This is a genomic window from Stenotrophomonas sp. 57 (assembly GCF_030291075.1).
GTDB lineage: Bacteria > Pseudomonadota > Gammaproteobacteria > Xanthomonadales > Xanthomonadaceae > Stenotrophomonas.
In genome coordinates this window covers 754815-780595 of the sequence record NZ_CP127407.1, presented here as the reverse complement: position 1 = coordinate 780595, position 25781 = coordinate 754815, and the positions used below count along the sequence as shown (strand labels likewise).

General features: G+C 67.3%; 25 protein-coding genes and 1 pseudogene. 11 read left to right on the top strand and 15 right to left on the bottom strand.

Annotated elements, in window-relative coordinates:
- Nucleotides 1–28: 28 nt before the first annotated feature.
- Genes QP512_RS03415 through QP512_RS03405 form a run of 3 tightly spaced genes read right to left on the bottom strand, consistent with a single transcriptional unit; the run spans nucleotide 29 to nucleotide 2034 of the window.
- Nucleotides 29–523 carry a TPM domain-containing protein gene (locus tag QP512_RS03415; protein ID WP_286070995.1) on the bottom strand — a complete coding sequence of 165 codons (495 nt, stop codon included), beginning with the start codon at nucleotides 521–523 and terminating at the stop codon, nucleotides 29–31.
- Nucleotides 523–1410, bottom strand: a complete 888-nt coding sequence (locus QP512_RS03410) for a TPM domain-containing protein (protein WP_286070994.1) — start codon at nucleotides 1408–1410, stop codon at nucleotides 523–525. Before QP512_RS03410 ends, QP512_RS03415 begins: the two co-directional genes overlap by 1 nt.
- 3 nt (nucleotides 1411–1413) lie before the next feature.
- The gene (locus tag QP512_RS03405; RefSeq protein ID WP_286070993.1) at nucleotides 1414–2034 is read right to left on the bottom strand and encodes a LemA family protein; all 621 of its coding nucleotides are present in this window, start codon (nucleotides 2032–2034) and stop codon (nucleotides 1414–1416) included.
- Nucleotides 2035–2615: 581 nt separating this feature from the next.
- Here QP512_RS03405 and QP512_RS03400 point away from each other — a divergent pair.
- Nucleotides 2616–2909, top strand: coding sequence for a transposase (locus QP512_RS03400; protein ID WP_286069090.1), 294 nt, complete (start codon nucleotides 2616–2618; stop codon nucleotides 2907–2909).
- Nucleotides 2906–3766: an IS3 family transposase gene (locus QP512_RS03395; RefSeq protein WP_286069091.1), complete on the top strand. Its 861-nt coding sequence runs from the start codon at nucleotides 2906–2908 to the stop codon at nucleotides 3764–3766. The genes QP512_RS03400 and QP512_RS03395 overlap by 4 nt, the downstream gene beginning before the upstream one ends.
- Before the next feature lie 193 nt (nucleotides 3767–3959).
- Here the strand turns inward: QP512_RS03395 and QP512_RS03390 are convergent, their stop codons facing one another.
- From QP512_RS03390 to QP512_RS03380, 3 genes are all read right to left on the bottom strand, one after another.
- Complete coding sequence (locus QP512_RS03390) at nucleotides 3960–5120, bottom strand: MFS transporter (protein WP_286070992.1); 1161 nt, start codon at nucleotides 5118–5120, stop codon at nucleotides 3960–3962.
- Nucleotides 5121–5386: 266 nt separating this feature from the next.
- Complete coding sequence (locus QP512_RS03385; protein WP_005408127.1) at nucleotides 5387–6136, bottom strand: TerC family protein; 750 nt, start codon at nucleotides 6134–6136, stop codon at nucleotides 5387–5389.
- A 33-nt stretch (nucleotides 6137–6169) separates the two neighbouring features.
- Nucleotides 6170–6565 (bottom strand): diacylglycerol kinase, encoded by a 396-nt coding sequence (locus QP512_RS03380; protein ID WP_049406112.1) that lies wholly within the window; start codon nucleotides 6563–6565, stop codon nucleotides 6170–6172.
- Between the two features lie 212 nt (nucleotides 6566–6777).
- Here QP512_RS03380 and QP512_RS03375 point away from each other — a divergent pair, with 212 nt between their 5' ends.
- The gene (locus tag QP512_RS03375; protein ID WP_286070991.1) at nucleotides 6778–7479 is read left to right on the top strand and encodes an SGNH/GDSL hydrolase family protein; all 702 of its coding nucleotides are present in this window, start codon (nucleotides 6778–6780) and stop codon (nucleotides 7477–7479) included.
- A gap of 136 nt (nucleotides 7480–7615) precedes the next feature.
- Here the strand turns inward: QP512_RS03375 and QP512_RS03370 are convergent, their stop codons facing one another.
- The 3 genes from QP512_RS03370 to QP512_RS03360 form a co-directional block, all read right to left on the bottom strand.
- On the bottom strand, nucleotides 7616–8887 hold the full coding sequence (locus QP512_RS03370) for a HAMP domain-containing sensor histidine kinase (RefSeq protein ID WP_054171040.1): 1272 nt from the start codon (nucleotides 8885–8887) through the stop codon (nucleotides 7616–7618).
- Nucleotides 8888–9043: 156 nt separating this feature from the next.
- Complete coding sequence (locus tag QP512_RS03365; RefSeq protein WP_002811889.1) at nucleotides 9044–9757, bottom strand: response regulator transcription factor; 714 nt, start codon at nucleotides 9755–9757, stop codon at nucleotides 9044–9046.
- Nucleotides 9758–9844: 87 nt separating this feature from the next.
- Nucleotides 9845–10489: an arylesterase gene (locus QP512_RS03360; protein WP_286070990.1), complete on the bottom strand. Its 645-nt coding sequence runs from the start codon at nucleotides 10487–10489 to the stop codon at nucleotides 9845–9847.
- A gap of 75 nt (nucleotides 10490–10564) precedes the next feature.
- On the opposite strand from QP512_RS03360, the gene QP512_RS03355 reads away from it, so the two are divergent.
- The 3 genes and pseudogenes from QP512_RS03355 to QP512_RS03345 all read left to right on the top strand — a co-directional run.
- Nucleotides 10565–11212 (top strand): ATP-binding cassette domain-containing protein, encoded by a 648-nt coding sequence (locus QP512_RS03355; RefSeq protein WP_345783117.1) that lies wholly within the window; start codon nucleotides 10565–10567, stop codon nucleotides 11210–11212.
- On the top strand, nucleotides 11209–13722 hold the full coding sequence (locus QP512_RS03350) for an FtsX-like permease family protein (RefSeq protein WP_286070988.1): 2514 nt from the start codon (nucleotides 11209–11211) through the stop codon (nucleotides 13720–13722). The genes QP512_RS03355 and QP512_RS03350 overlap by 4 nt, the downstream gene beginning before the upstream one ends.
- 75 nt (nucleotides 13723–13797) lie before the next feature.
- Nucleotides 13798–13878 (top strand): annotated as a pseudogene (locus tag QP512_RS03345) (DMT family protein); the annotation flags it as partial.
- A 107-nt stretch (nucleotides 13879–13985) separates the two neighbouring features.
- On the opposite strand, the gene QP512_RS03340 reads toward QP512_RS03345, so the two are convergent.
- The 5 genes from QP512_RS03340 to QP512_RS03320 form a co-directional block, all read right to left on the bottom strand.
- Nucleotides 13986–14921, bottom strand: a complete 936-nt coding sequence (locus QP512_RS03340; protein ID WP_286070987.1) for a DUF6607 family protein — start codon at nucleotides 14919–14921, stop codon at nucleotides 13986–13988.
- A gap of 73 nt (nucleotides 14922–14994) precedes the next feature.
- The gene (locus QP512_RS03335) at nucleotides 14995–15594 is read right to left on the bottom strand and encodes a Hemin transport protein (RefSeq protein WP_286070986.1); all 600 of its coding nucleotides are present in this window, start codon (nucleotides 15592–15594) and stop codon (nucleotides 14995–14997) included.
- A 4-nt stretch (nucleotides 15595–15598) separates the two neighbouring features.
- The gene (locus QP512_RS03330) at nucleotides 15599–17755 is read right to left on the bottom strand and encodes a TonB-dependent hemoglobin/transferrin/lactoferrin family receptor (protein ID WP_286071984.1); all 2157 of its coding nucleotides are present in this window, start codon (nucleotides 17753–17755) and stop codon (nucleotides 15599–15601) included.
- Nucleotides 17756–17944: 189 nt separating this feature from the next.
- Nucleotides 17945–18139, bottom strand: a complete 195-nt coding sequence (locus QP512_RS03325; protein WP_005412278.1) for a hemin uptake protein HemP — start codon at nucleotides 18137–18139, stop codon at nucleotides 17945–17947.
- Between the two features lie 288 nt (nucleotides 18140–18427).
- A complete protein-coding gene (locus QP512_RS03320; protein ID WP_286070985.1) occupies nucleotides 18428–19399 on the bottom strand; it encodes an aldo/keto reductase in 972 nt (323 codons plus the stop codon).
- Between the two features lie 193 nt (nucleotides 19400–19592).
- Between QP512_RS03320 and QP512_RS03315 the strand changes: the two genes are divergently transcribed.
- The 5 genes from QP512_RS03315 (at nucleotide 19593) to QP512_RS03295 (ending at nucleotide 24650) form a co-directional block, all read left to right on the top strand.
- A complete protein-coding gene (locus QP512_RS03315; RefSeq protein ID WP_286070984.1) occupies nucleotides 19593–20891 on the top strand; it encodes a nucleoside transporter C-terminal domain-containing protein in 1299 nt (432 codons plus the stop codon).
- A gap of 25 nt (nucleotides 20892–20916) precedes the next feature.
- Nucleotides 20917–21882, top strand: coding sequence for a ribokinase (locus QP512_RS03310; RefSeq protein WP_286070983.1), 966 nt, complete (start codon nucleotides 20917–20919; stop codon nucleotides 21880–21882).
- 151 nt (nucleotides 21883–22033) lie between these two features.
- Complete coding sequence (locus QP512_RS03305; RefSeq protein ID WP_286070982.1) at nucleotides 22034–22465, top strand: hypothetical protein; 432 nt, start codon at nucleotides 22034–22036, stop codon at nucleotides 22463–22465.
- A gap of 302 nt (nucleotides 22466–22767) precedes the next feature.
- Nucleotides 22768–23763: a tRNA dihydrouridine synthase DusB gene (dusB, locus tag QP512_RS03300; protein ID WP_286070981.1), complete on the top strand. Its 996-nt coding sequence runs from the start codon at nucleotides 22768–22770 to the stop codon at nucleotides 23761–23763.
- Between the two features lie 59 nt (nucleotides 23764–23822).
- Nucleotides 23823–24650 carry a class I SAM-dependent methyltransferase gene (locus tag QP512_RS03295; protein ID WP_286070980.1) on the top strand — a complete coding sequence of 276 codons (828 nt, stop codon included), beginning with the start codon at nucleotides 23823–23825 and terminating at the stop codon, nucleotides 24648–24650.
- Nucleotides 24651–24698: 48 nt separating this feature from the next.
- On the opposite strand, the gene QP512_RS03290 is transcribed toward QP512_RS03295, so the two are convergent.
- Nucleotides 24699–25730: a metal-dependent hydrolase gene (locus QP512_RS03290; protein ID WP_286070979.1), complete on the bottom strand. Its 1032-nt coding sequence runs from the start codon at nucleotides 25728–25730 to the stop codon at nucleotides 24699–24701.
- Between the last annotated feature and the right edge of the window lie 51 nt (nucleotides 25731–25781).

Sequence of the window (25781 nt, the reverse complement as noted above, 5' to 3'; positions counted from 1 at the left end):
CCTATTCTCGGGCCAGTGCCGCCCCGGCTCAACCAAGGATCTGCGGCGAGTTCGGCAACGCGTCATCGTTCGACCGCGTCGAGGCCGGAAAGTGCCCTTCCACCAGGCTGGAGACTTCATCGATCGCATCCTGCAGCGCCTCCACCGGGTTGGACCCGCGCAGGCCCTCGCGCAGATGGGTGCAGACCCGCTGCCACTGCGCCGGGCTGACCCGGCCGTGCAGGCCCCGGTCGGCAACGATCTCGATGGCGTGGTCGGCCAGCAGCAGGTAGATCAGCACCCCGTTGTTGTGGGCCGTGTCCCAGGTGCGCAGGCGCGCGAAGGCGTGTTCGGCCGCTTGGCGCGGGGTGACCTTGTGCCACAGCGCGGCCAGTGGCAGGTCCGCTTCCACCGCGAACATCACCTGCCCGCCGTGGCGCTGCTCACCGGCCGCGATGGCCTCGGTGATCGCCTGCAGCGTGGCCGGCGGGAACGCGCGCCGTACCGACGGCGAAAACACATGACGACACAGTCGTTGGATCATCACCAGCCCCCCGAAGCGCCGCCACCGCCGGAGCGGCCACCACCGCCGCCCCAACCGCCGCCACCGCCGAATCCACCACCGCCACCGAAGCCGCCTCCGCCGCCCCAGCTGCCACCGCCCCAGCCGCCGCCACCGGCAAAGCGGCCCGGGTGGCCGGAGAGCATGGCAACGATCAGGCCCACGATGCCCGCCAGGCCACTGGCCAGCACGGTTGAGGTGAACAGGAACGCCGCCACCGCTGCACCGGCACCGCCCAGCACGCCACGCAGCGGCCGCGGCACCCGCGAGAACACACCGCGCAGGATGCTGCCGGCGAACACACCGATGAACAGCGCCAGGAACCAGGTGTCGCCGCCCCCCTCGGGCTCACGGCCACGCTGGCTGCTGACCGGTGCAGGCAGTGCTTCACCCTCGACGATCTTCACCAGCACGGCCGTGGCATCGGTGATGCCGCCGGCGTAGTCGCCGCTGCGGAAGCGCGGCACCAGGTATTCCTGGATGACGCGGTTGGCAATGGCATCGGGAATCGCTCCCTCCAGGCCGTAGCCCGGTTCGATGCGCACGCGCCGGTCGTCCTTGGCCACCACCAGCAGTACGCCGTCATCCACGCCCTTGCGGCCGATCTGCCACTGGTCGAAGACGCGGGTGGTGTACTGCGCGATGTCTTCAGGCTGGGTCGTGGGTACCACCAGCACCTGCAGCTGGCTGCCCTTGCGCTGCTGAAGGTCCAACGCCTGCTGTACCAGCGCCTGCTTCTGCGTGGCATCCAGCGTACCGGTGGTATCGACCACCGGCGAATCCAGCGCCGGAATCGGCGCCAGCTGCTGCGCCTGCGACGCCAGCGGCAGCCACAGCAGCAGGGCCAGCAGCGCAGTGGCCAGGCGCATGGGTCAGTGACCCGGCTGCGGGGCCGGCTGCTGCTGCGGCGCGTTGCCGAAATCGACCGCCGGCGCGTTGGAGATCTGCGCTTCGTTGTCCACGGTGAAGTTCGGCTTGGTCTTGTAGCCGAAGATCTTGGCGGTGATCACCTGCGGGAACGAGCGGATGTAGGTGTTGTAGTCCTGCACCTGCTGGATGTAGCGGCCACGGGCGACGGTGATGCGGTTTTCGGTGCCTTCCAGCTGCGCCTGCAGGTCGCGGAAGTTCTGGTCGGACTTCAGCACCGGGTAGTTCTCGGTGACCACCAGCAGCCGCGACAGCGCGCTGCCGAGTTCACCCTGGGCCTGCTGGAACTGCTTGAGCGAGGCTTCGTCATCAGCGTTGACATTGATCTGGCCGACTCGCGAACGGGCGTTGGTGACTTCGGTCAGCACGCGCTCTTCCTGGCTGGCGAAGCCCTTCACGGTCTGCACCAGGTTGGGCACCAGGTCGGCGCGGCGCTTGTACTGGTTGAGCACTTCCGACCAGCTGGCCTTGACCGCCTCATCCTTCTGCTGGATGGCGTTGTAGCCGCAGCCGGACAACAAGGAGGCCAGCAGCATCAGGGACAGGACACGGGTGAACAGGCGCATGGCGGAGGTTCCGGGTGGGCTTGGCGCCGAGCATGCCACGGTTGGGGTGAAAGACCGGCCATCGGGCGCCGCCCTCCGCGGTGGTTGGCGAGGAAGCGCTATCGGGGTCGGCCGGAAGGGTGGGATGGCTGGGGGGCGCTGCAAGTACATCCATGTAAGCTCGGTCGCGCTTGCTCGTGTGCGCTGTCCTGCGCACACGGCAAGACCGGGGTTGGGCATCCTGCCCAACCCGCCCGTGGCATGCCTCGGGCCCATGGCGCTCACGCCCCCAGCCGACCCACCCTCCCGACCATGGACGGTTTCCTGGCACCGCAGGAAAGATCAAAAAAGAGCAAGAGCAAGAGCAAGAGCAAAAACAAAATCCCATGCTCCAGGCATTCGTGCCGACCAACGGTCGGCACCTACCAAAGCAGAACCAGGGTCAAAGCCCGTTGCACAGCAACGGGATCCGACCCCGGTCATTGCGGCAGAGCGCAGGAAACTGTCGAAGGCGGGGTGGGTCCGGTTGCGGGGGTGTCTGATCTGGCCCCCCGTCAGCGGACGCCAAGAAGCGATACTTTGATCGCACTTGGAGGTCCCTTATGTCCCGTCTCACCCGTCGTAGCTACACCGATGAGTTCAAGCACCAAGCCGTGGAGTTGGCCGAGTCGCTCGGGCCTGCCGCAGCGGCCCGTCAGCTAGAGATGTCGGTCAAGACGCTGGCAAATTGGCTTGACGCGGTCCGTGCTGGCCGGTCGTTGACCTCTGAGGCTCGCAGGCCGGCCACCGATCTGGAAAGCGAGATCAGCCGCCTTCGGGCCGAGAACGCCAATCTGAAGATGGAGCGGGAAATCCTAAAAAAAGCGGCGGCGTTCTTTGCCAGAGAGTCCAAGTGAGGTACGCCTTCGTCGCCAGTCAAAGGACTCACTACCCGACTAGGTTGTTGTGTCGGGTTCTTGGAGTTTCTATCTCTGGATTCCATGACTACCTGCGCCGGCAGTGTGCCCAAACGTGCGATGTCGATTCGGCCCTCCGTACCGAGCTTCGGGCCATTCATGTGACCAGCAAGCGCAGTTATGGGCGACGTCGGCTGGTCGAGGCCTTACGAGCCAGGAATCACCCGGTCGGCCACAAGCGCGTGGCACGGCTAATGGCCCAGGAGCGAATCCAGGGCAAGACCAAAGGCCGATCTCGACCCAAGTCCTCCGGCGGCTCATCTCAGCTCGCCCCCAACCTGCTGGATCGGCAATTTGCCCCCGGAACCGGACCGACGGCGTGGGTCGGGGATATCACGTATGTCCCCACCCGTCAGGGATGGCTGCATCTGGCCGTGGTCATCAGCGTCCAGACCCGGCAGGTGCTGGGCTACAGCGTTTCCAAGCGCCTGACTGAAGAGCTGGTGGTGAAAGCATTTGCCAATGCTTGGGCTCTGCATCCACAACGACCCGGCCTGATCTTCCATTCAGATCGTGGTGGGCAGTACTGGGGGAACCAGTTTCGCCAGCTGCTGCAGTCCCATGACGTGGTCCAAAGCATGAGCCGGCCTGGCAATTGCTGGGACAACGCGGTGGCCGAGAGCTTCTTTGCGACGCTCAAGACAGAAGAGGCTGCCGAGCCTTACGCCAGTAGGGAACAAGCCAGCCAATCCATCGCTGCTTACATCCACGGCTTCTATAATCCAGCCCGGCTACACTCGGCGCTGGGCTATCGCTCGCCTAACAACTACGCCCGGCAGCTCCCGGCTGTCGCATGAAACGGCTTCATGGCGTCCGTTTTCAGGGGGCCAGATCAGTCCGCGGCATGGATGCCGCGGCCAAGCCCCCATGGAAGGGTTTACGGCGTCCCCCGCCACCGGACCCACCCCGCCATCCCACGGAATGCACGCTGTGGCTGTGGCTGTGGCCTCGGCGGGTGCAGGGCGCAGCCCTGCCGGAAACCCTCCCCTCTCAGCAGGCTTCAGCCACCGCAGTGCGGGGACGCCCCAGCCATGCCAGCAGCAATCCCGCCGCCGCCAGCAGGCCACCCGCCACCGGAATGGCGGCATAGCCCAGGCCCAGGCTGATCACCGCACCGCCCAGCGCCGCACCCAGCGCGTTGCCCAGGTTGAACGCACCCACGTTGATCGACGACGCCAGGCCCGGCGCCTCGCTGGCCGCCTGCATCACCCGGATCTGCAGCGGCGGCACGATGGCGAACGTCGCCGCACCGAACAGCAACACACCCACCGCCGCGGTGGCGTGACTCATGAAGGCCAGCGGCAGCACGAACATCAGCATGGCCAGCGCCGCCAGCAGGATGCGGGTGGCGCCATCCAGAGACCAGTCGGCCATGCGGCCGCCGATGCCGTTGCCGACGGTGAAGCCGATACCGATCAGCATCAGCGACATCGAGATGAAGCCGTTGGAGGCACCGGTCAGTTCGGTCAGCACCGGCGCTACGTAGGTGTAGAGGGTGAACATCGCACCCGCGCCGAGCACGGTGGTGCCCATCGCCAGCAGCACCTGCGGCTGCAGGATGGCCTTCATCTCGCGACGGACATCCGGGCGCGGACCCGGTGCCGATGCCGGCAGCGCCAGGCCCAGCGCGGTGATCGCCACCACACCCAGTACCGCGGTGCCGGCGAACGACAGGCGCCAGCCCAGCTGCTGGCCCACCCAGGTGGCCAGCGGCACGCCGCCAATGTTGGCGATGGTCAGGCCCATGAACATGGTGGCCACGGCGGCCGCCTGCTTGTCCTTTGGCACCAGGCTGGCGGCGACCACCGCGCCGATGCCGAAGAAGGCACCGTGGTTGAGGCTGGTGACCAGACGCGACAGCAGCAGCAGGCCGTAGTTCGGTGCCAGCGCGGACAACAGATTGCCCACCACGAAGATCGACATCAGCAGCATCAGCGCGGTGCGCTTGCCGAAGCGTCCCATCAGCAGGGTCATCACCGGCGCGCCCAGCATCACGCCCACGGCGTAGGCGGTGATCAACATGCCGGCGGTGGGGATGCCGACACCCACGCCATCGGCGATGACCGGCAGCAGGCCCATCGGGGCGAATTCAGTGGTGCCGATGGCGAAGGCACCGACGGCAAGGGCCAGCAGGGCGGCTCTGGAGTTCATGGGGGTTCCTGGGGGCGGAAACGGGCAGGTGCGTAGCCTGCGCGCTTTGCCACGGGCAATTAAGCCTCGCCCCGGGAAAACACTGTTGATCCTGGTTCACAAGTGGAGGCCGCAACCCCGCCACAGATGCAAAAACCGCAGCGCCGGTGAGCCGAGCCCATGCTCGGCTGACCGGCAGGAAGCAGCCGAGCATGGGCTCGGCTCTACACGACCTCGCATCCACAACGAAGAACCCCCGGCAGGGCCGGGGGTTCGGGGTCACGCACTTACCAGTTGCCGGCGCCCGGCACGTTGTGCTCGCGGGCGCGACGGCGCATCAGCAGGTTCAGCCACTCCACCAGCACCGAGAAGCCCATCGCGGCGTAGATGTAGGGCTTGGGCACGTGCACGTCCAGGCCGTCCAGGATCAGCACCGCACCGATCATCAGGATGAAGGCCAGGGCCAGCATCTTCACGGTCGGGTTGGCGTCGATGAAGCGGCCCAGCGGGTTGGCGGCCAGCAGCATCACCAGCACCGACAGCAGGATGGCGGCGACCATCACCGGGATGTGGTCGGCGATGCCGACGGCGGTGATCACCGAGTCCAGCGAGAACACGATGTCGATCACCGCGATCTGCGCGATCACGTAGCCGAACACGGCCGAAGCCTTGGTGGTGCTGGGATCTTCATCCTCGCCGCCGCTGATCAGTTCCTTGATCTCCATGCAGCCCTTGATGATCAGGAACAGGCCACCAACGATCAGCACCAGGTCGCGGATGGAGATGCCCATGCCGGCCACGGTGAACAGGTTGGCAGCCATGTGCGCCAGGTAGGCCAGCGACACCAGCAGGCCGATCCGGGTGATGCAGGCCACCGCGATGCCGAGCTTGCGCGCGAACGGACGGCGTTCTTCCGGCAGCTTGCTGACCGCGATGGAAATGAACACCAGGTTGTCGATGCCGAGCACGATTTCCAGCGCGCTGAGGGTGAACAGGGTCACCCAGGCATTGGGGTCGGCGAGGAACTCAAAGGACATGGAAACTCTTCAAGGCAGTGGGGGAATGGGGTTTCAGCCGTAGCTGCCGGCCAGCGCGTGCGGAACCACGACCAGCGCCCAGCACAGCAGCACGTTCATCATCAGCACGAACACCGCCGCCGAGCCCATGTCCTTGGCGCGACCGGCCAGTTCGTGGATCTCGCTGCCGTAGCGCTCGATCACCGCCTCGATGGCCGAGTTGGCCAGTTCCATCGCCAGCACCAGCAGCATCGAGCCGATCAGCAGCGCGCGCTCGACCGGGGTCTGGCCCAGCCAGATCGCGACCGGGGTCAGCAGGATCAGCAGGTAGACCTCCAGCCGGAACGACGATTCGTGCAGCCAGGCGGCGCGCAGGCCCTGCCAGGACCAGCGAGCGGCCTGGAAGATGCGGCGCGGGCCGCGGGGCAGATGACCGAACTGGTCAGCCACGGGTGGAACATCCAGCAACAGGGGCGCGGCGCAGCGACCGCTCAGACGCACGGCAGGGAATCATGGGTGCACAGGAATAGGCAGATGGCCGCCATTTTGCCACAAGGCCGCCGACCATACCCCCGGCCGCTGCGGCGAACGGCCTGCCCGGGGAAAGCGCCACGCCGCGTCCTGCTCCTATGATGGTTCCCCCTTCCCTGCTGGAGCGCCTGATGTCCCGTCGCCGTACCTGCCTGCTGATGCTGGGCCTGCTGACCGCCGCACCGCTGGCCCAGGCCCTGGGCCCGACCTCGTCGCCCAAGGTGCCCGAACAGGTCTCCAACGTGGCCTGGGCGGGCGACATGGCCCGCTTCGCCAGCGCCGACCAGGCCAACCCGCCGCCGCGCGGTGGCATCGAATTCATCGGCAGCTCCTCGATCCGCTTCTGGGAGAGCCTGGCCACCGACTTCCCCGGCCAGCCGGTGTTCAATCGTGGCTTCGGCGGTTCGGAAGTACGCGACAGCACCTGGTACGCCGACCGCATCGTAGTGCCGTATGCGCCATGCAAGGTGTTCTTCTACGCCGGTGACAACGACCTCAACAGCGGCCGCAGCGCGACCCAGGTGCGCGACGACGTGGTTGCCTTCGTGCAGCGCGTGCACCGCGATCTGCCGAAGACCACGGTGGAGTACCTGTCGATCAAGCCGAGCCCGTCGCGTGCCCACCTGCTGCCGGCGATCAACGAGGCCAACACGCTGATCAAGGCTGCCCTGGCCAAGCTGCCCAATACCGGCTTCATCGATATCTACACGCCGATGCTGGGTGCCGACGGCCAGCCGGATGCGAAGCTGTTCCGCGAGGACATGCTGCACATGACCCCGGCCGGCTATGCGATCTGGACCAGAGCAGTGGCGCCAAAGGTCAACTGCAACTGAGGCACTGCGGACGCCGGGCCTGGCCCGGCGCCACCGCAACACCACCCACGCATGGCGTGGATCTACCGGGATTCCAGCGGGAGGGGGTCAGAGCCCGTTGGGCAGCAACGGGATCCGACCCCGGCAGGCCGCCGCGTCAGCGGAAGATGACCGTCGCTTCGGTACCCTGCCCCGGCTCGCTGGCCAGGCTGACCTTCCAGCCGAAGCGGTCGCACAGCCGGCGCACGATCGACAGGCCCAGGCCGGTGCCCTGCGGGCGGCTCGGTTCAGCGCGGTAGAAAGGCTCGAACGCGCGCGACAGCGCTTCGGCGGACATGCCGATGCCGGTATCGCGCACCACTACCCGATCGTTGTGCACCTGCACGTCGATGCGCCCTTCGTCGGTGTAGCTGCAGGCGTTGCGCACCAGGTTGCTGACGACCACCTGCAGCACCCGCGGCGGCGCATGCAGCTGCACCGGGCCATCGCTGTGCAGGTGCACCGACACCGGCCGGGACCCCAGCAGTTCGTTGGCGTTGTCCACTTCATAGCGGACGATGTCGTTGACGTCGAACAGCTCGATCTGCGGCTCGACGTCGGCCTCACGGGCCAGGATCAGGAACGCATCGATCACCGCTTCCATGTCGCGGCCAGCCCGCTGGATGCGCTGCAGGCTGCGGCGCAGGCGCGGCTGCAGGGTTTCATCGCCCAGTGCCATGTCGCTGGCCACGCGGATGACGGTCAGCGGCGTACGCAGTTCGTGGCTGGCATCGCGGGTGAAATTGCGCTCGCGGGCGACGTGCGCACTGACCCGGTTGGCCAGCGAATGCAGCGCGGCCGCCAGCTGCCGGGTCTCACCCTGCATGTCGGCGGGCAACTTGTTCGGCTCCAGGTCGGCCGCTTCCGGATGGCCCGGGTCCCAGCGCGAGACGCGCCGTGCCAGCCAGTTCACCGGCGACACCAAGCGTTTGGACGCGCGGTAGGTCACCCAGCTGGCGCCATACACCGCCAGCAGGGTCAGCAGCACCGGCACGATGCCGAACCAGAACGCCAGCATCTCCGCGCGCGAGCGCAGGAACACCAGGTACAGGCGACCGGCCGGGCGCACGTCGACCAACACCAGCTGGTCGTCCTTGGGCAGCTCGTGGAAGCCGGGTTCCAGATTGCGCAGGTTGGCCGGCAACGACAGGGCCGACTGCCCGCTTTCCAGCAGATAGCCGCGGATGTTCTGGGTGTTGGGGGGTGGCTGCACCGGCGACGCTTCGTGCAGCGTCCAGTAGTACGCCGCCTCTTCGCGCAGGGCAGCGCCCACCAGGCTGTGCTTGATCACCAGCGACACCAGCCACGCACCCAGCAGGATGCCCAGGCTGGCCAGCACTGCCTGCAGGATGAAAGCGATACGGATCTTGCGCGGCAGGCCGTGCGGCATTGCGGGGTCCCGGTCAGAGCGCTGCGATTATAGGCAGCGCGCCACGCCGTGCGGGTGCATGGGCGATGACCGGCGACAATGCCGGCCGGTCATGCCCTGCCCTCGTACATGGCCACCACCCGGCCGGGCCTGCTGCTTCACCGGCGCGTGCCCTGCTCAGGCCATCGGCTGGGCAATGTCGGCAATGCGGTAGCCGGCGCTCTGCACGGTATGCAGCAGCGGACGGTCGAACGGCTTGTCGATGATCTTGCGCAGGTTGTACAGGTGGCTGCGCAGCGTGTCCGAATCCGGCAGGCCATTGCCCCAGATCTCGCGCTCGATCTCCTGGCGGGTGACCACGCGCGGCGATTCGCGCATCAGGATGGTCAGCAGGCGCAGACCGATCGGCGAAAGCTGCAGCTCGGTGCCGGCACGGGTGGCACGCATGCTGACCGGGTCGAGCACCAGATCGGCCACCTTCAGCACTTCCGAACCGACCTGGCGACGTTCGCGACGGATCAGCGCGCGCAGGCGGGCTTCCAGCTCCTGGATCGCGAACGGCTTGGTCAGGTAGTCATCGGCACCGAACCCCAGGCCGGTGAGCTTGTCGTCCAGCGTGTCGCGGGCCGTGAGCATCAGCACCGGGGTGGACTTGCGCGCATCATTGCGCAGGCGACGGCACACTTCGATGCCATCCAGGCGCGGCAACATGAGATCGAGCACCACGACGTCATAGCTGTTCTCCGCCGCAAGGCGGTAGCCATCCAGGCCGTCCTGTGCATAGTCGACTTCAAAGCCGCGACCTTCCAGGTATTCCCCGATCATCTCGGAGATGTTGCGGTTGTCTTCGACCACCAGCACCAAGCCGGAGGTCTCCTTCGTCTGACGCATGTGATTCCCTCTAACTTCAGCTTTGTGAAACATGCCGGATCGACGGTGGACGCGATGTGAAGTTCCGTCAAGAGGAAATCAAACGGTTCAGAGCAGCGGCCTGAGCAGCGGCCAGACGTTGTCCAGCACCTTCGGCTGCGCCTGTGCCGTGGGGTGCAGGCCATCGGCCTGCATCATGCCCGGCTGCAGGGCCACGCCCTCCAGCAGGAACGGCAGCAGCGGCACCTTGTACTGCGTGGCCAGCGCCCTGTAGGCCGCCGCCAGGCGCTGCCGGTAGGCCGGCCCGTAGTTGGGCGGCACGTCGATGCCCAGCAACAGCACCTTTGCGCCGGCCTTCTGGCTGGCCTGCACCATTTTCTCCAGGTTGCCCTGCACCTGGGCCGGGGTCAGTCCACGCAGCGCGTCGTTGCCCCCCAGCGCGATCACCACCACCGTCGGCTTCTCTTTCGCCAGCAACCCTGGCAGTCGCGTCAGCGCGCCAGCGGTGGTCTCGCCGCTCATGCTGGCGTTGACGATACGCGGTGGGGTTTTCGACTGCTGCCTGACCCGCTGCTGCAGCAGGCTGACCCAGCCGGCGTCGGCGGGGATATTGTGGGCAGCACTGAGGCTGTCGCCGAGCACCAGCACGGTACCGGCCGGACCTTTGGCACAGGCCAGCCCCGGCAGCAGCAGCAACGCTAGCAGCAGCACCATCATCGCGCCGGCTTGCCGGCTCCATCCCGTCTTGCGCATTGGAGTCTCCTCATCGACAGCCTGTCCCCCCGCAGCGCGCCCGTCGCCATCGCCGTCGACCAGGTCGGCAAGTCCGTGCAGGGCCCGGAGGGTGAAGTCCACATACTGGACAACATCACCCTGACCGTCCATGAAGGCACCAGCGTGGCCATCGTCGGCGCCTCCGGTTCCGGCAAGACCACCCTGCTCGGCCTGCTGGCTGGGCTGGACCTGCCCAGCCGCGGCCGCATCAGCCTGGCCGGGCACGATCTGGGAAACCTTGACGAGGAAACACGCGCCCAGCTGCGCGCGCGCGCGGTCGGCTTCGTGTTCCAGAGCTTCCACCTGCTGCCCGCGCTGACCGCCGCCGAGAACGTGGCGCTGCCGCTGGAACTGGCCGGGCGCGAGGACCGCGTACGGGTCGAAGAGGTGCTGGCCCAGGTCGGCCTGTCCCACCGCGCCCGCCACTACCCGCGCCAGTTGTCCGGCGGTGAACAGCAACGCGTGGCACTGGCGCGTGCCTTCGTCACCCGCCCACGCATCCTGTTTGCCGACGAACCGACCGGCTCGCTGGACCATGCCACCGGCCAGCACATCAGCGACCTGTTGTTCGAGTTGAACGCCGGCAGCGGCACCACCCTGGTGCTGGTCACCCACGACCTGCGCCTGGCCCAGCGCTGCCAGTACATCCACCGCATCGACGACGGCCGCCTGCTGCCGGTCGAGCGCGGGGCCCAGGCATGAACGTGCTGCGGCACGCGTGGCGCGCGTTGCGCCGCGAGGCCCTGGCCGGCGACCTGCTGACCGTGTTCGCTGCGCTGGTACTGGGCGTGGCGGTGATGACCGCAGTCGGCACTCTGGTGAACCGGGTCAACCTGGCGCTGACCGGTAGCGCGGCGGAGATGCTCGGCGGCGACCTCGGCATTGCCGGGCGCGATGATCCGTCCCAGGCATTCGCAGAGGAAGCGCAACGCCGTGGACTGGCCCACACCCGCATCGCCAGCTTCGGCAGCGTGCTGTTCCATGGCGAGGCCAGCCAGATGGCCAGCATCAAGGCGGTGCAGGCCGGCTACCCGCTGCGCGGCACGCTGCGGGTGCGCGCCACGCCCGGGGGTGCCCTGATCGCCAACGCCGGCATGCCCCCCAAGGGCCAGGCCTATGCCGACCCGCGCCTGCTGCAGGGGCTGGGACTGAAGGCCGGTGATGATCTCGAGTTCGGCGCTGGCACGCTGCGCATCGCCGGCATCATCGAGGCCGAACCGGATACCGGCGGCGACCTGCTGACGCTGTCCCCCACCCTGCTGGTCAACCGCGCCGATGTGGAAGGCACGGGACTGCTTGGCCCCGGCAGCCGCATCAACTACCGGCTGATGTTTGCAGGACCGCCCGCGCAGGTCGCGTCCCTGCGTGAGTGGCTGCTCCCACAAGTGAAGGGCCTGCGCCTGCTGAGCGTCGATGACACCCAGCGCGGCGTGCGCCAGGCCTTCGATCTGGCAGGGCGCTTCCTCGGCCTGAGCGCGCTGCTGGCGGTGCTGCTGGCGGGCGTGGCCACCGCATTGGCGGCCAACCGTTTCGCCCTGCGCCGTATCGACCAGGTGGCGATCCTGCGCTGCCTCGGTGCGCGCCAGCGCGACATCCTGCTTGGCCTGGCACTGCAGTTGCTGATGCTGGCGGTGCCGGCCTGCGCGCTTGGCATCGGCCTGGGCATGGCCGCGCAGGAAGGGCTGGTGCAGGTGCTGGGCAGCCTGGTGCCGCAGCGCCTGCCGCTGCCGGAAGCGATGCCGGCGCTGACCGGTGCCGGCATCGGCCTGTTGCTGCTGTTCGGCTTCGGCCTGCCACCGCTGCTGCGCCTGCGCGGGGTGCCGCCGATGCGCGTGCTCAACCGTTCCTTCGCCTCCCTGCCGCCGGCCTCGCTGCTGGCCTATGTGGCCGCGCTGGGGGCGAGCCTGTTGCTGGCGGTGCAGGTCACCGGTGACCTCAAGCTGGCGCTGTGGGTGCTGGGTGGTCTGGCCGCGCTGGCAGTGGCGGCCGGGGTGGTCGGCTTCGTGCTGCTGCAGTTGCTGCGCGGCCTGCAGCATCGCCTGCATGGCAACTGGCGACTGGGCCTGGCCGCACTGACCCGGCGCCGCATGCTGGCGGTGATGCAGCTGGTCGGGCTGTCGCTGTCGCTGTGCGCGCTGTTGCTGCTGGCTGTGACCGGCCCCGGCCTGCTGCAGCAGTGGCGCGAGCGGCTGCCCGCGGACACGCCGAACTACTTCCTGATCAACATCCAGCCCGAACAGCGCGACAGTGTGCTGGCAACGCTGCGCGGGCTGGGTGCCAACGACGCCAGCATCGAACCGATGGCCACCGGGCGCCTGATCGCCATCAACGGCAAGCCGCCGCTGCGCGTGGACCGCGAGCCGGGTCAGGACGGGCAACCGGCTCAGGGCGGCCAGCGCGACGACGATGACGAGAACCGGCCACTGAATTTCAGCTGGCGCAGCACGTTCCCGCCGGCCAATACGCTGGTCAATGGCACGTTCTGGAAAGCCGACAGCACCGCACCGGAAGCCTCGGTGGAGATCGGCTGGGCCAAGCGCTACGGCGTGTACCCCGGCGACCGCATCACCATTGCGGTGGGCGAGCAGGAGCGCGAATTCGCCGTCACCAGCGTGCGCAAGGCGGACTGGAACACCTTCCGTCCCAACTTCTTCGTGCTGTTGAACCCGAATGCCGTGGGCGACACCCCGCACAACCTACTGTCGGCATTCCACCTGCCGGCCGGCAAGGCGGCCGGGCTGGGCGAGCTGGTGCGTGCGCAACCGAACCTGTCGCTGCTGGACGTGGATGCGGTGATCTCGCAGGTGCGCGATGTGATGGAGCGGGTGGCGCAGGCGGTGCAGCTGGTGATGGTGTTCAGCCTGCTGGCCGGTGTGCTGGTGCTGCTGGCCGCGGTGCAGGCCACGGCCGGCGAGCGCCGCTACGACAGCGCGGTGCTGCGCACGCTGGGCGCGACCCGTCGCCAGCTGCGCGGTGCGGTGCTGGTTGAGTTTGGTGCACTGGGCACGCTGGCCGCGTTGCTTGCGGTGGGTGCAGCCGCCGCCATCGGCGTGGCGGTCTCGCAGAAGGTGTTCGAGCTGCCGTTGCTGCCACCCTGGCCGGGACTGCTGCTGGGCGGCGTGGCCGGCATCGGATTGAGCCTGCTGGCCGGCTGGTGGGGCACGCGGCGCATCCTGCACACCTCGCCGGCCCTTGCCCTGCGCGAGGCCTGACGCGGCCGCTGGCGCACCCGGGGGGGCGCCAGCGCTGTGCTGCGCGCCCCAATCCCACGAGATCACCCGGATGCGCTGATGACGGTGATCCTGGTCAGCTGGGGCATCGCCTTCTTCGAATACTGCCTGCAGGTGCCGGGCAACCGGCTGGGTTCAAGGAATGAAAGCATCCACGCATGGCGTGGATCTACTGGGGGTTACCCGGCAGATCCACCCGATGCGTGGATGAGGTGCCGGCCACGACCGGCACCTGGACGTGCCGATCAACCTTCCTTCGGTGCCTTTTCCACGTACTTGGCGAACACTTCGTCGATCTGCGTGTCCTTCACCTTCTTGCCGGCCTGGATCTCTTCGGCCTGGGTGAACAGCGGAATGATCATCGCCATGCCATCGATCTTGGTCTTCAGGTGCACGCCCGGAGCCTGGCCGAGGAACCCGTCCCAGCGCTGGCGCACCTTGGCCCAGTACCCGGCGGTCGCCTTCCAGTAGTTGCGCGCCGGGGTGAAGTCGATCTCGGTGGTCTTCACGTAGTCGTTGAAGCCGAACTCGCGGGCGATCTCCACCTGGCTGCCGTCGGCATTGCGCTGCACCTTGGTGTTGAACTGCTCGTGGGTCCAGCCGTTCGGGGTCAGGGTGTGGCGGTTGACCACGGCCAGCGCGTTGTAGTCGCTGCGCTTGGTGTACTCACGACGCGGCAGCGGACGCCAGCTCAGGTCGCTGGTCCAGCTCGGCACGTTGTTGGTATAGGTCCATCTGCCGGTGCCGCAGTAGCGCGGTGCATCGCTCACTTCATACACGCACTGGGTCCAGGCGCCCTGGTTCACCGCCGCCGGAATGCTGCGCACCTGCCAGGTCTGGTCGGCACTGAATTCGAAACGGTTGGGCGCTTCGTACACCCAGTCCTGGCGCCAATGCTTGGTGATGTGGCCGCTCTTCTCGTCCAGCAGCAGGTGCTGCAGCACGATGCGCCTGGGGGTGTCCTCGACCACGATGACCACTTCGTTGCCACCGCTGCGCATCGCCGGCGCACGCTCATAGCCCGGCTTCAGCAGCACGGTTTCGTCGAAGGCGAAATCCACGGTGTATTCGCCCTGCATGGCCAGGATGCTGTCGTGGTCGCGGGCGATGTCGGAGGGCTGCGCGCTGGCCGCGCCGCTGGCGGCGAGCAGCAGCAAGGCGCAGGCTGTCTGGAGCTTCATCGGGGTCTTCCTTCGGGGGTGCAGATTCATTGAGGGGCCATCCGTGGCCAATGGGCGTTCCATCAGGACAGGATCAGAGTCGGATCAGCGGCAGGTCGCCTGGAATCCGGGGGGCCGGCCGGCGCGCTGCGTCGGCACAGCAGCAGTCATCGATGGCCAGCTCGCCCTCGGCGCCTTCCAGGCGGGCGATGCGGCGTGCGGTGACCGCGCCCAGCGACGACAGCGTCGACAGGCTGGCGGCCAGGGTGCGGCCATCGTCGGCGGCGTGCAGGCGCAGCGCGCACAGGCGCCAGCGCTGGCCGCCGAGGTGACCGGCCAGGCGTCGCCACAGGCGTTCACCGACGCTGCCGTCGCTGTCGTGCTGCGGGCCCGGCGGCAGCGAGGCCACCAGCCGGTCCCAGGCCAGGAAATCGCTGTCCGGCAGCAGGTACAGGCGCCACACGCAGCGGCCACGGCCATCGAGGAAGCACAGGCTTTCGCGCAGCCCCTCGCTGTCCACGCCCTGGCAGGCATGCACGCGCACCGCCTGTCGCCAGCCGCCAAGCTCGTTGCCGTCGGCGTGGTAGAGACACAACACGGTGCCAAGCGTGGCCAGCTGTGCCGGGGTCGGCCAGACCGCGCGGTGTGGCGCGGCGATGGAGTCATTCCTGCGTGCGGACAGTGCTCGGCTCATGAGGTCACCAGGAAACGGCAAGGCTGGCGGAGAAGGTACGGCCCGGGCTGGTGTAGCGATCCAGCACGCGGCTGGTCGGCGACAGCGTCGAACCCACGTTGGACCAATCGATGTAGCGTTTGTCGCCCAGGTTGAACACGCCTACGTTGAAGGTCGCACCGGGGGCGAAGTTCCAGTGCGCCATCAGGTCGGCCACACCGTAGCCGGCCGGGCGGTACACCGTGGCCGAAGCGACGCGGTCCTTGCGCTTGACGAACGTGCCGGCCAGTTCCACGCCCCAGGTATCGGTGTCGTACATCAGGCCGACGGTGCCACGCAGGGGATCAACCGAATCCAGCGGGGTGTCCTCGGTCTTGTTGTCGCCGCGCGACCAGGCCACCGCACTGCGCAGCGCCCAGCCCTGCAGCGCCGGGCTGATCTGGCCGAAGTCGACGCCGGCCTTCAGTTCGGCTCCGTAGATGCGTGCGTCGGCGATGTTGCGCGACTGGAACACCATCAGGCCCTGTGCGTTGGTACCCACCAGCGACTGCGACTCGATGAAGTCCTTGTACTCGTTGTAGTAGCCGCTGACGCTGACGTAGGCGGCCGGCGACAGGAAGCGCAGGCCCAGCTCCATGCCATCACTGGTTTCCGGCTTCAGGTCCGGATTGGGAATGGCGGTGTAACCGAAGGCGAAGTTGGTGAAGCCCAGGTTGACGTCGTTGTACGGCGGCGAGCGGAAGCCATGCGAATAGCCGGCAAACAGCGACCATTCGTCGGTGAAGCGATAGACCATGCCGAGCTTCGGCGAAACGCTGGTCTTGGTCAGCTTGGCCACCGGCACACCAGGATTGTCCTCGGCAAAGATGCTGTCCACCTCCGGCTTCAGCTCGTAGCGGTCCACGCGCACGCCCGGCACCAGCGACAGCTTGCCGCCGGCCATGCGCATTTCATCCTGTGCGTACAGGCCAAGCTCGGTGGTCTTGCTGATCGGGAAATCGCGAACCGGGAACGCGTCGGGCAGGATGGTGGTGCTGGTCTGGCCGTTGGCCAGGACCTGGAAACCATCGCGCTTCTGGCGGATCTCGGTGCGCGCACCCTCGAAGCCATAGGTCAGCGCGTGCTCGACGCTGCCGGTGCTGAAGGCCTTGTTGAACTGTGCCTGCAGGCCGTACACGCGCTGGTCGAAATTGAACTCGCGGTGGCGACGGCTGCGGTTGGCGCGGTCCTCGTCGGTAACCTGGGTGGTTTCGCTGTGCTGGGTGTAGACCTGCCAGTGCAGGCTGTCGGCGAAGGCCTTGTCCAGCGCATCCATTTCATGCGCGAACGACACGCGGGTGCGGTTCTGCTTGTCGCGCGCCTTCATGCCGGTGGTGGTGGTGTGGTCGATCGAAGACAGCACGTTGGTCTCGGTCTTGTCTTCGTTGCCTTCCACGGTCAGGCGGAAACGCTGATCCTCGCTCGGCGCATAGACCAGCTTGGCCAGGCCGCTGCGACCGTCGCGGTCCTGCGGGTTGGGGGCGGTGCGGGTGTTGTCGTTGCTGCGCACGTCACCCTTGTTGTCGGTTTCCTGGCCCTGGCGGTGGTTGATGTTGACCATGCCGCTCCAGTGTTCGCCGCCGAACGCGGTGGTGACACCGCCGAGCAGGCCCTTCCATTCGCCGTCGTAGCCGAACTTCAGGCCGACGTAGCTGTCCTTGCCGTCCTTCAGGTAGTCGGCCGGATCCTTGGTGACGAAGGCGACGACACCGCCCAGTGCGTCCGAGCCATACAGCGAGCTGGCCGGGCCACGCACGATCTCCACACGCTTGAGCGTGTCCAGATCGGTGAAGTTGCGGTTGGCATTGGAGAACGAACCGATGTTGAAGCTGGTCGGCATCGCGATGCCGTCGGTCTGCACGCGCACGCGGTTGCCGTCCAGGCCACGGATGCGGATGCTGCCCAGGCCGAAGCGCGCGGCGCTGCGGTTCACCGACAGGCCCGGCTCATAGCGCAGCAGGTCCTTGATGTCCTGTACCAGGTGCCGTTCCATCTGCTCGCGATCGATCACATCGACCGTTGCGGCCACGTCGCTCACCGCACGTTCGGTGCGCGTGGCAGTGACCTGCACGCGATCAAACTCGCGTGCATCGGGCGCGGCGCTGGCAGCGGCAGCGGCGTGGGCGGACAGCGGCAGGGCCATCCAGACAGCAAGGCAAAGGGCGGTATGGCGGGTCATCGGGTTCGTTCGGTCAGGCAGGGGAACCCCCGGTTACCGGCACACCCGGAAGGTGCACGCGGTAGGCCGAGGGGGAGAGAGCGGGAGCGGACGGGTCGCCCACCCTGCCGGCGCTGCCGGCAGGAGGGAGGGAGGCGGGCGACCAGACCGCGATTACTTGGTCAGGATCAGCTTGTCGTTGCTGGTGTGCCGCAGGCGATAGAAGCGGTCGCCGTGCTGGATCAGGATTTCACGACGGCCCTTGAGCAGGGCTTCGCTGTCGATGACCTCTTCCGGCGGAACGACACGGACCGGGCGATCGCGAAGGGTCAGCGTTTCGGGGCGCAGCAGTACAGGTTGAGCATTCATGAGCATCTGGACTCGTGCGAGGGACGAGTCAAATGATAATGATTCTCAGTTGACAATCAACAACCATTCTCACTTTCATTGATGGGATTAATGATCGAATTATGAAATTCGATAGCCGCCATCAATCAAAATTTGGGCGCGGCACCTTTGTAGCGTCGAGCCACGCTCGACTGCTCTTGGCGCCGTCGCCAGGAAACGTCCGCGCTGCGCGCGGAGTCGAGCATGGCTCGACTCTACAAAGTCCCGGTCAACCTGAAGTCGAGCGTGGCTGGACTCTACAAAGGGCTGTCAGGCGAAGACGGCTTCGACCTCGGCCCAGCCGGCTGCGTCAACCTGCTCCAGCACGTCCAGCGCCTGCAGGTTCTGCAGCAGCTGGCTGACCCGGCTGGCGCCGAGGATCACGCTGGATACATTCGGGTTGCGCAGGCACCAGGCGATGGCCAGCGTGGCCGGGGCCTGGCCCAGCGCGCGCGCCGCCTCGCTGAAACGGCGCACCTGGCCCAGGCGGGTCTCGGCGTCGGCACCCAGGACCAGGTCCTGCAGCCAGCCCATGCCCTCGCGCCCAAGTCGTGCATCAGCCGGAATGCCCTGGTCATACTTGCCGGTCAACAGGCCCGAGGCCAGCGGCGAGAAGATGGTGGTGCCCAGGCCGGCGCGGGCGTACAGCGGCGCATACTCGACCTCCACCCGCTCGCGGTGCAGCAGGTTGTACTGCGGCTGCTCCATCGACGGTCCCTGCAGGTTGTGCACTTCAGCGATGTCCAGCGCCTGCTGGATCTGCGCCACCGACCATTCGGAGGTACCCCAGTAAAGGATCTTGCCCTGGCGCACCAGCGTATCCATCGCATGCACGGTCTCGGCGATTGGTGCGTCCGGGTCCGGGCGATGGCAGTAATAAAGGTCCAGGTAGTCCACCTGGAGGCGCTTGAGCGCGGCATGGCAGGCGTCGGTCACGTGCTTGCGCGACAGCCCGCGCTGGGTCGGTCGCGGGTCCTTGGCGCTGCCGAAGAACACCTTGCTGGACACGCAGAAGCCGTCGCGCGGCAGGCGCAGGTCGCTGATCACGTCGCCCATCACCTGTTCGGCGCGGCCGTTGGCGTAGCCCTCGGCATTGTCGAAGAAGTTGACGCCATGATCCCAGGCGGCGGCCACCAGGTTGCGGGCCTCGTCACGCGGAATCTGGTCACCGAAGGTCACCCAGGCGCCAAAGGACAGGGCGGAAATCGGCAGGCCGGTGGAGCCGAGGCGACGGTATTGCATGCGAATCTCCTGCTGCGGGCCCGCATCCGGGCCGGGATCGATCCTCATTCTACCTGCCGTCACCGGCCGCAAGCCCTTGCCGTTGCTGGCCCGATCGGTACCGATGGGTGCGCGCACGCTGCTTTTCCTTGCCCCGGCCCCGGCCCTGCACTAGGCTTCCCGTTTTTCGCGACGCCCCAGGGGAGTCACTCACATGGTCGAAGGTTTGGGCAGGATCGGCTTCGGCCTGTTCGGGTTGGCGGTGCTGATCGGCATCACCTGGTTGTTTTCCAACAACAAGCGCGCGGTGGACTGGAAGCTGGTTGCCACTGGTATCACCCTGCAGATCGCCTTTGCGGCGCTGGTGATCCTGGTGCCGGGCGGGCGCGACGTGTTCGACGCGCTGGGCCACGGTTTCGTCAAGGTGCTGAGCTTCGTCAACGAGGGCTCGGGGTTCATCTTCGGCTCGCTGATGGACACCAAGAACTACGGCTTCATCTTCGCCTTCCAGGTGCTGCCGACCATCATCTTCTTCTCGGCGCTGATGGGCGTGATGTACCACCTCAACATCATGCAGGCGATCGTGCGCGTGATGGCGTGGGCGATCACCAAGGTGATGCGCGTGTCCGGTGCGGAAACCACCAGTGTCTGCGCCAGCGTCTTCATCGGCCAGACCGAGGCGCCGCTGACCGTGCGCCCGTACATCGCCAAGATGACCCAGTCCGAACTGCTGACCATGATGATCGGCGGCATGGCGCACATCGCCGGCGGCGTGCTGGCGGCCTACGTGGGCATGCTCGGCGGCGGCGACCCGGTGCAGCAGGCGTTCTACGCCAAGCACCTGCTGGCAGCCAGCATCATGGCCGCGCCGGCCACCCTGGTCGTGGCCAAGCTGCTGATTCCGGAAACCGGCACCCCGCTCACCCGCGGCACGGTAAAGATGGAAGTGGAGAAGACCTCCAGCAACATCATCGACGCGGCTGCCGCCGGCGCCGGTGACGGCCTGAAGCTGGCGCTGAACATCGGCGCGATGCTGCTGGCCTTCATCGCCCTGATTGCGCTGCTGAACGCCCCGCTGACCTGGATCGGTGATGTCACCGGCCTGGCCGCGATGATCGGCAAGCCGACCAACCTGTCGACCATCTTCGGTTACGTGCTGGCCCCGATCGCCTGGGTGATCGGCACCCCGTGGGCCGATGCCACCACCGTCGGTTCGCTGATCGGCCAGAAGGTCGTGATCAACGAATTCGTGGCCTACACCGAGCTGTCGCAGATCGTGAACGGCCAGGTGGCGGGCGTCAGCCTGTCCGATGAAGGCCGCCTGATCGCCACCTACGCGCTGTGCGGCTTCGCCAACTTCAGCTCGATCGCGATCCAGATCGGCGGCATCGGTGGCCTGGCCCCGGAACGTCGCCACGACCTGGCCAAGTTCGGCCTGCGCGCGGTGCTGGGCGGTACCATTGCCACCTTCATGACGGCGACCATCGCCGGCGTGCTGACGCACTTCAGTTGAACCCTTGGTTGAGAAAAGATTCCCTATGAGCAGCAGTGTCGTTGTCGTCGGTTCCTTCAATGTCGATCACGTGTGGCGGTGCGAGTCACTGCCGGCACCGGGTGCGACCATTGCCGGCCGCTACAGCACCGGCCCGGGTGGCAAGGGCTTCAACCAGGCCGTGGCCGCCTGCCGCGCCGGCGCCGAGACGCACTTCGTGTGCGCGCTGGGCGATGACGCCGGCGGCGCCACCGCACGCGAACTGGCCGCTCAGGACAGCTTCGGCCTGATGGCCGAAGCCAGCAGCGAGCCGACCGGCACCGCCGGCATCTATGTGGACGCGCGCGGCCGCAACACCATCGTGATCGGCCCGGGCGCCAACGCCGCGCTCAGCACCGACTTCCTGCAACAGCAGCAGGCATTGCTGACCGGCGCCAAGGTAGTGCTGGTGCAGCTGGAATCACCGGTGCAGACCATTGAAGCGGCGCTGGCCACGGCCCGCGAGGCCGGTGTGACCACCGTGCTCAACACCGCACCGGCCGACGCGCCCTCGACCATCGGCCTGCTCAAGCTGGCCGATGTGATCACTCCGAATGAAACCGAGTTCGCCGCCCTGCTCGGCCGTCATGTGGGTGAGCGCGTGGATGCCAACGACGTGGCCGCGCTGGATGGCGCCAGCCTGCATGCGCTGTGCCGCAAGCTGGTCGGCAACGGCACGGTGGTGGTGACCCTGGGTTCGGTGGGCGTGTTCGTCTCGCATGCCGACGAGAACCTGCGCGGCGATACCCAGCCGTACTACCGCGTCGGCGCCGAGCAGGTGCAGGCCATCGACACCACCGGTGCCGGTGACGCCTTCAACGGTGCGCTGGCCGCGTCGCTGGCGCAGGTGGCCGACGCCCCGTTCGCCCGCCACGTACGCTTTGCCAACCAGTTCGCCGGTCGCTCGACCGAGAAGGAAGGCGCCGCTGCGGCGATGCCGCGTTTCACGCCGGCCGACTCCGAAGTGAAGTAGATCCACGCCATGCGTGGATGAGAAGGCCCGGGTGCGCTGGCACCCGGGCCTTTGTTTTTGCCCATTTCCCAGCGGCTGCGACCGCCTGTCGCATTGCCCACACCCTGCTCCCGCGCCCACCATCCGCGCAGCTCCCTTGCACGGACAGGACGTGGACGGATTCCCTTGGCTGCTGGTCGCGGCCGCCGGCAGTGCCCTCGCGGCGCTGCTGCACATTGGCTGCATTGCTTTGGGCGCACCCTGGTATGAGCGTTTCGGCGCTGGCCAGCGCATGGTCCGGCTGGCGCACGCGGGGCACTGGTGGCCCCCGCTGATGACGGCCGGCATCACCGCCATGTTGGTGGCCTGGGCCTTGTACGCACTGGCGGCCGCCGGCTGGCACTCGCCGCTGCCGGCCAGCCGCCTGGTGCTGCCTGGCATCGCCGCGCTGCTGTTGCTGCGTGCCGCGTCGGGATTCGGCCTGGCGTTGTTCCGCCCGGGATACAACGGCGCGCGCTTCTGGATGGCCAGTTCGCTGGTCTGCCTGGGTCTGGGCCTGGCCTTTGCGCTGGGCGCCCGCCAGGCGTGGGAAACGCTGGGCTAGCCGGCGGAGGCGGGGCGACCGGGTAGAGTCGACGGGTAGCCGACGGCTTTCCGGCCAGGTCGTGGAAACCCCGCGCTTCGCGCGATAGTCGACTGGCAGTCGACTCTACCCCCTCTCGCCGCGTCCCCAGTCCGGCGGCATCGGCCTTCACCAAGCCGCCTACCATCACCCGCCCGTGGGGGCGGTGGAAGCAACCGTCAAGCATCTGCTGATGCCGGTACGGCATGAGGTCGGTGCCGATCGGCCTGAACCGGGTCCGCGTGGACACGGCCGCTCCGTCGTCCGCGCTTTACAATGAGCGCATGCAGATCGGCCCGTACACCATTGCCCCCAACGTCGTGCTGGCGCCCATGGCCGGCGTTACCGACAAGCCCTTCCGCCTGCTGTGCAAACGGCTGGGCGCGGGCTTGGCTGCCTCGGAAATGACCATCAGCGACCCGCGCTTCTGGAACACGCGCAAGTCGATCCACCGCATGGACCATGAGGGCGAGCCGGCGCCGATCAGCGTGCAGATCGCCGGCACCGAACCGCAGCAGCTGGCCGAGGCGGCGCGCTACAACGTCGACCACGGCGCGCAGATCATCGACATCAACATGGGCTGCCCGGCCAAGAAGGTGTGCAACGCCTGGGCCGGTTCGGCGCTGATGCGCGACGAGCAGCTGGTGGCACGCATCCTCGAAGCGGTGGTCAACGCGGTGGACGTTCCGGTCACGCTGAAGATCCGCACCGGCTGGGACTGCGACCATCGCAATGGCCCGCTGATCGCGCGCATCGCCGAGGACAGCGGCATCGCGGCGCTGGCGGTACATGGCCGCACCCGCGACCAGCACTACACCGGCCAGGCCGAGTACGGCACCATCGGCGAGATCAAGGCCGCGCTGCGCATTCCGGTCATCGCCAACGGCGATATCGATTCGCCGCAGAAGGCGGCCCACGTTCTGAAGGAAACCGGCGTGGACGCGGTGATGATCGGCCGTTCCGCACAGGGCCGGCCGTGGATCTTCCGCGAAGTGGCGCATTACCTGGCCACCGGCCAGGAACTGCCGCCACCGTCGCTGGCCGAAGTGCGCGACATCCTGCTTGGCCACCTGCACGCACTGCATGCGTTCTATGGCGAACCGCAGGGCGTGCGCATCGCGCGCAAGCACCTGGGCTGGTATGCCAAGGATCGACCGGAGAACGCCGCCTTCCGCGCGGTGGTCAACCGCGCGGAGGACCCGCAGAGCCAGATCGCGCTGACCACCGAGTACTTCGACCGCCTGATTGCCGCGGAACCGGCGCTGTCTTCGGCCGCCTGAGCCGCCAATCCCGCGTTTCCGGACAGTCGAGCCCGCTCGACGCTACGAGAGCCCGCCCCATGACCCCGCCGATTTCCTCCCCGACTTACCTGCACGGGTTCTCCGGCACCGAGCAGCAGCGCCTGATGACCCAAGCGCGCCTGCTGGAGTCGAGCATCTTCGGCCAGATCGACTACAGCGGCGCCCGGCGCCTGCTGGAAGTCGGCAGCGGCGTGGGTGCGCAGACCGAGATCCTGCTGCGCCGCTTCCCGGAACTGCACGTGACCGGCGTGGACCTGAGCGAGACCCAGCTGGCCACCGCGCGCGAGAACCTGGCGCGCACCCCGTGGTGCAGCGATCGTTACACCCTGCAGCAGGCCGATGCCGGCGAACTGCCGTTCGAGGCCCGCAGCTTCGATTCGGCCTTCCTATGCTGGGTGCTGGAACACGTTCCGTCACCGGCACGCGTGTTGAGTGAAGTGCGCCGCGTGCTGGCTCCGGGTTCACCGGTCTACATCACCGAGGTGATGAATGCCTCGTTCCTGCTTGACCCGTATTCGCCGCATATCTGGCGCTACTGGATGGCCTTCAATGATTTCCAGTACGACCACGGTGGCGACCCGTTCGTCGGCGCCAAGCTGGGCAACCTGCTGCTGGCCGGCGGCTTTCGCGACGTGCACACCGAGATCAAGACCATCCACCTGGACAACCGCGAACCGGCACGCCGCAAGACCATGATCGTATTCTGGGAGCAGCTGCTGCTCTCGGCCGCCGACCAGCTGCTGCAGGCCGGTTCGGTGGACGAGGAGACCGTGGAAGGCATGCGCCGCGAATTCCGGCTGGTGCAGAACGACCCGAACGCGGTGTTCTTCTACTCGTTCGTGCAGGGCCGCGCGACGGTGTATTGAGCCGACGCGGCGCTGCCGATGTTCCCGTCATCCACGCATCGCGTGGATCTACTCGGGTGCATGCCAGATGCGCTGCCACATCGCCGACAACCGGCGACCGGCATCGGCTCGCGCGGCCGCGCTGCTGTAGTCCGCCCGTGTCTGCTCGGGCACGATCGCCCGCCATTGCCCGTCCGCCTGCTCGGCCACCACGAAGTTGAAGGTGTAGTCCGGTTCCAGGCCCATGCGCAGATCGCTCAGTACCAGCTGGCCGTCCACGACCTGTGCACGCATGAAACCGCGGTTGAACCACTGAAGCTGCTGCACCGCCGGAATCGCCTGCGCCTCGCGCAGCGCCTGTACGTTGGACGGATGGCCTTCGAACCGCATCGGCCCATGGTCGGCCACCAGTGAGCGATCACCCACCACGTAGCCATTGGGCGTCATCGCCACCACCCGCCACAGCAGCGTATTGAACGGCATCGGCACCGAGAAGCGCGGCGCGTCACCCAGGCCCATCGCCGCCAGGCTCTGCTGGGCGGCACGGTCGACCTGCGCCTTGGCGATCAGGCCCCAGCCGAGGTAGCCACTGCTGAGCACCAACGCCGTGCCCAGCACCTTGCCCGCCCAGGGCCGCGCACGACCGAACCAGGCGAGCACGCAGCCCAGCAGCAGCCACACCGTGTAGCCGGGGTCGATGATGAAGACGCTGGAGCCCATGGTTGGGTGGGGCCGCAGCGGCCACCACAACTGGGTACCGTAGACGGTGAACGCATCCAGCAAGGGATGGGTCACCAGCGCCAGCTGGATCGCCCAGAACCAGCGCACCGGTGACTGCGCGACGCGGCCGTTGCCGAAGCGCTTGAACAACCACCAGATCAGCGCCGCCACCCAGGGCAGCACCAGCAACGAATGGCTGAAGCTGCGGTGTTCGGTCATGTTGGCCACCGGGTCGGCAGCGGTGAGGCCGAGCCACAGCGCGTCGAGGTCCGGCAGGGTGCCGAGCGCGGCACCGGCCAGCAGGGCCGCACGGCGATGGCCGGGCGGAGCGATGGCAGCGGCGACGGCGCCGCCGAGTACGATCTGGGTCAGGGAATCCATTGGCCGATGCTAGCGGCTTGCGGGCGGTGCATGTAGAGCCGAGCCCATGCT

Excerpts from the sequence above, each read along its gene's own strand:
- QP512_RS03330 (WP_286071984.1), bottom strand. The coding sequence starts at position 17,755 with ATGGCCCTGCCGCTGTCCGCCCACGCCGCTGCCGCTGCCAGCGCCGCG.
- QP512_RS03360 (WP_286070990.1), bottom strand. The coding sequence starts at position 10,489 with ATGCGCAAGACGGGATGGAGCCGGCAAGCCGGCGCGATGATGGTGCTG.
- QP512_RS03320 (WP_286070985.1), bottom strand. The coding sequence starts at position 19,399 with ATGCAATACCGTCGCCTCGGCTCCACCGGCCTGCCGATTTCCGCCCTG.
- QP512_RS03290 (WP_286070979.1), bottom strand. The coding sequence starts at position 25,730 with ATGGATTCCCTGACCCAGATCGTACTCGGCGGCGCCGTCGCCGCTGCC.
- QP512_RS03385 (WP_005408127.1), bottom strand. The coding sequence starts at position 6,136 with ATGTCCTTTGAGTTCCTCGCCGACCCCAATGCCTGGGTGACCCTGTTC.
- dusB (WP_286070981.1), top strand. The coding sequence starts at position 22,768 with ATGCAGATCGGCCCGTACACCATTGCCCCCAACGTCGTGCTGGCGCCC.
- QP512_RS03375 (WP_286070991.1), top strand. The coding sequence starts at position 6,778 with ATGTCCCGTCGCCGTACCTGCCTGCTGATGCTGGGCCTGCTGACCGCC.
- QP512_RS03310 (WP_286070983.1), top strand. The coding sequence starts at position 20,917 with ATGAGCAGCAGTGTCGTTGTCGTCGGTTCCTTCAATGTCGATCACGTG.
- QP512_RS03315 (WP_286070984.1), top strand. The coding sequence starts at position 19,593 with ATGGTCGAAGGTTTGGGCAGGATCGGCTTCGGCCTGTTCGGGTTGGCG.
- QP512_RS03350 (WP_286070988.1), top strand. The coding sequence starts at position 11,209 with ATGAACGTGCTGCGGCACGCGTGGCGCGCGTTGCGCCGCGAGGCCCTG.
- QP512_RS03370 (WP_054171040.1), bottom strand. The coding sequence starts at position 8,887 with ATGCCGCACGGCCTGCCGCGCAAGATCCGTATCGCTTTCATCCTGCAG.
- QP512_RS03405 (WP_286070993.1), bottom strand. The coding sequence starts at position 2,034 with ATGCGCCTGTTCACCCGTGTCCTGTCCCTGATGCTGCTGGCCTCCTTG.
- QP512_RS03340 (WP_286070987.1), bottom strand. The coding sequence starts at position 14,921 with ATGAAGCTCCAGACAGCCTGCGCCTTGCTGCTGCTCGCCGCCAGCGGC.
- QP512_RS03365 (WP_002811889.1), bottom strand. The coding sequence starts at position 9,757 with ATGCGTCAGACGAAGGAGACCTCCGGCTTGGTGCTGGTGGTCGAAGAC.
- QP512_RS03335 (WP_286070986.1), bottom strand. The coding sequence starts at position 15,594 with ATGAGCCGAGCACTGTCCGCACGCAGGAATGACTCCATCGCCGCGCCA.
- QP512_RS03295 (WP_286070980.1), top strand. The coding sequence starts at position 23,823 with ATGACCCCGCCGATTTCCTCCCCGACTTACCTGCACGGGTTCTCCGGC.
- QP512_RS03325 (WP_005412278.1), bottom strand. The coding sequence starts at position 18,139 with ATGAATGCTCAACCTGTACTGCTGCGCCCCGAAACGCTGACCCTTCGC.
- QP512_RS03400 (WP_286069090.1), top strand. The coding sequence starts at position 2,616 with ATGTCCCGTCTCACCCGTCGTAGCTACACCGATGAGTTCAAGCACCAA.
- QP512_RS03410 (WP_286070994.1), bottom strand. The coding sequence starts at position 1,410 with ATGCGCCTGGCCACTGCGCTGCTGGCCCTGCTGCTGTGGCTGCCGCTG.
- QP512_RS03415 (WP_286070995.1), bottom strand. The coding sequence starts at position 523 with ATGATCCAACGACTGTGTCGTCATGTGTTTTCGCCGTCGGTACGGCGC.
- QP512_RS03390 (WP_286070992.1), bottom strand. The coding sequence starts at position 5,120 with ATGAACTCCAGAGCCGCCCTGCTGGCCCTTGCCGTCGGTGCCTTCGCC.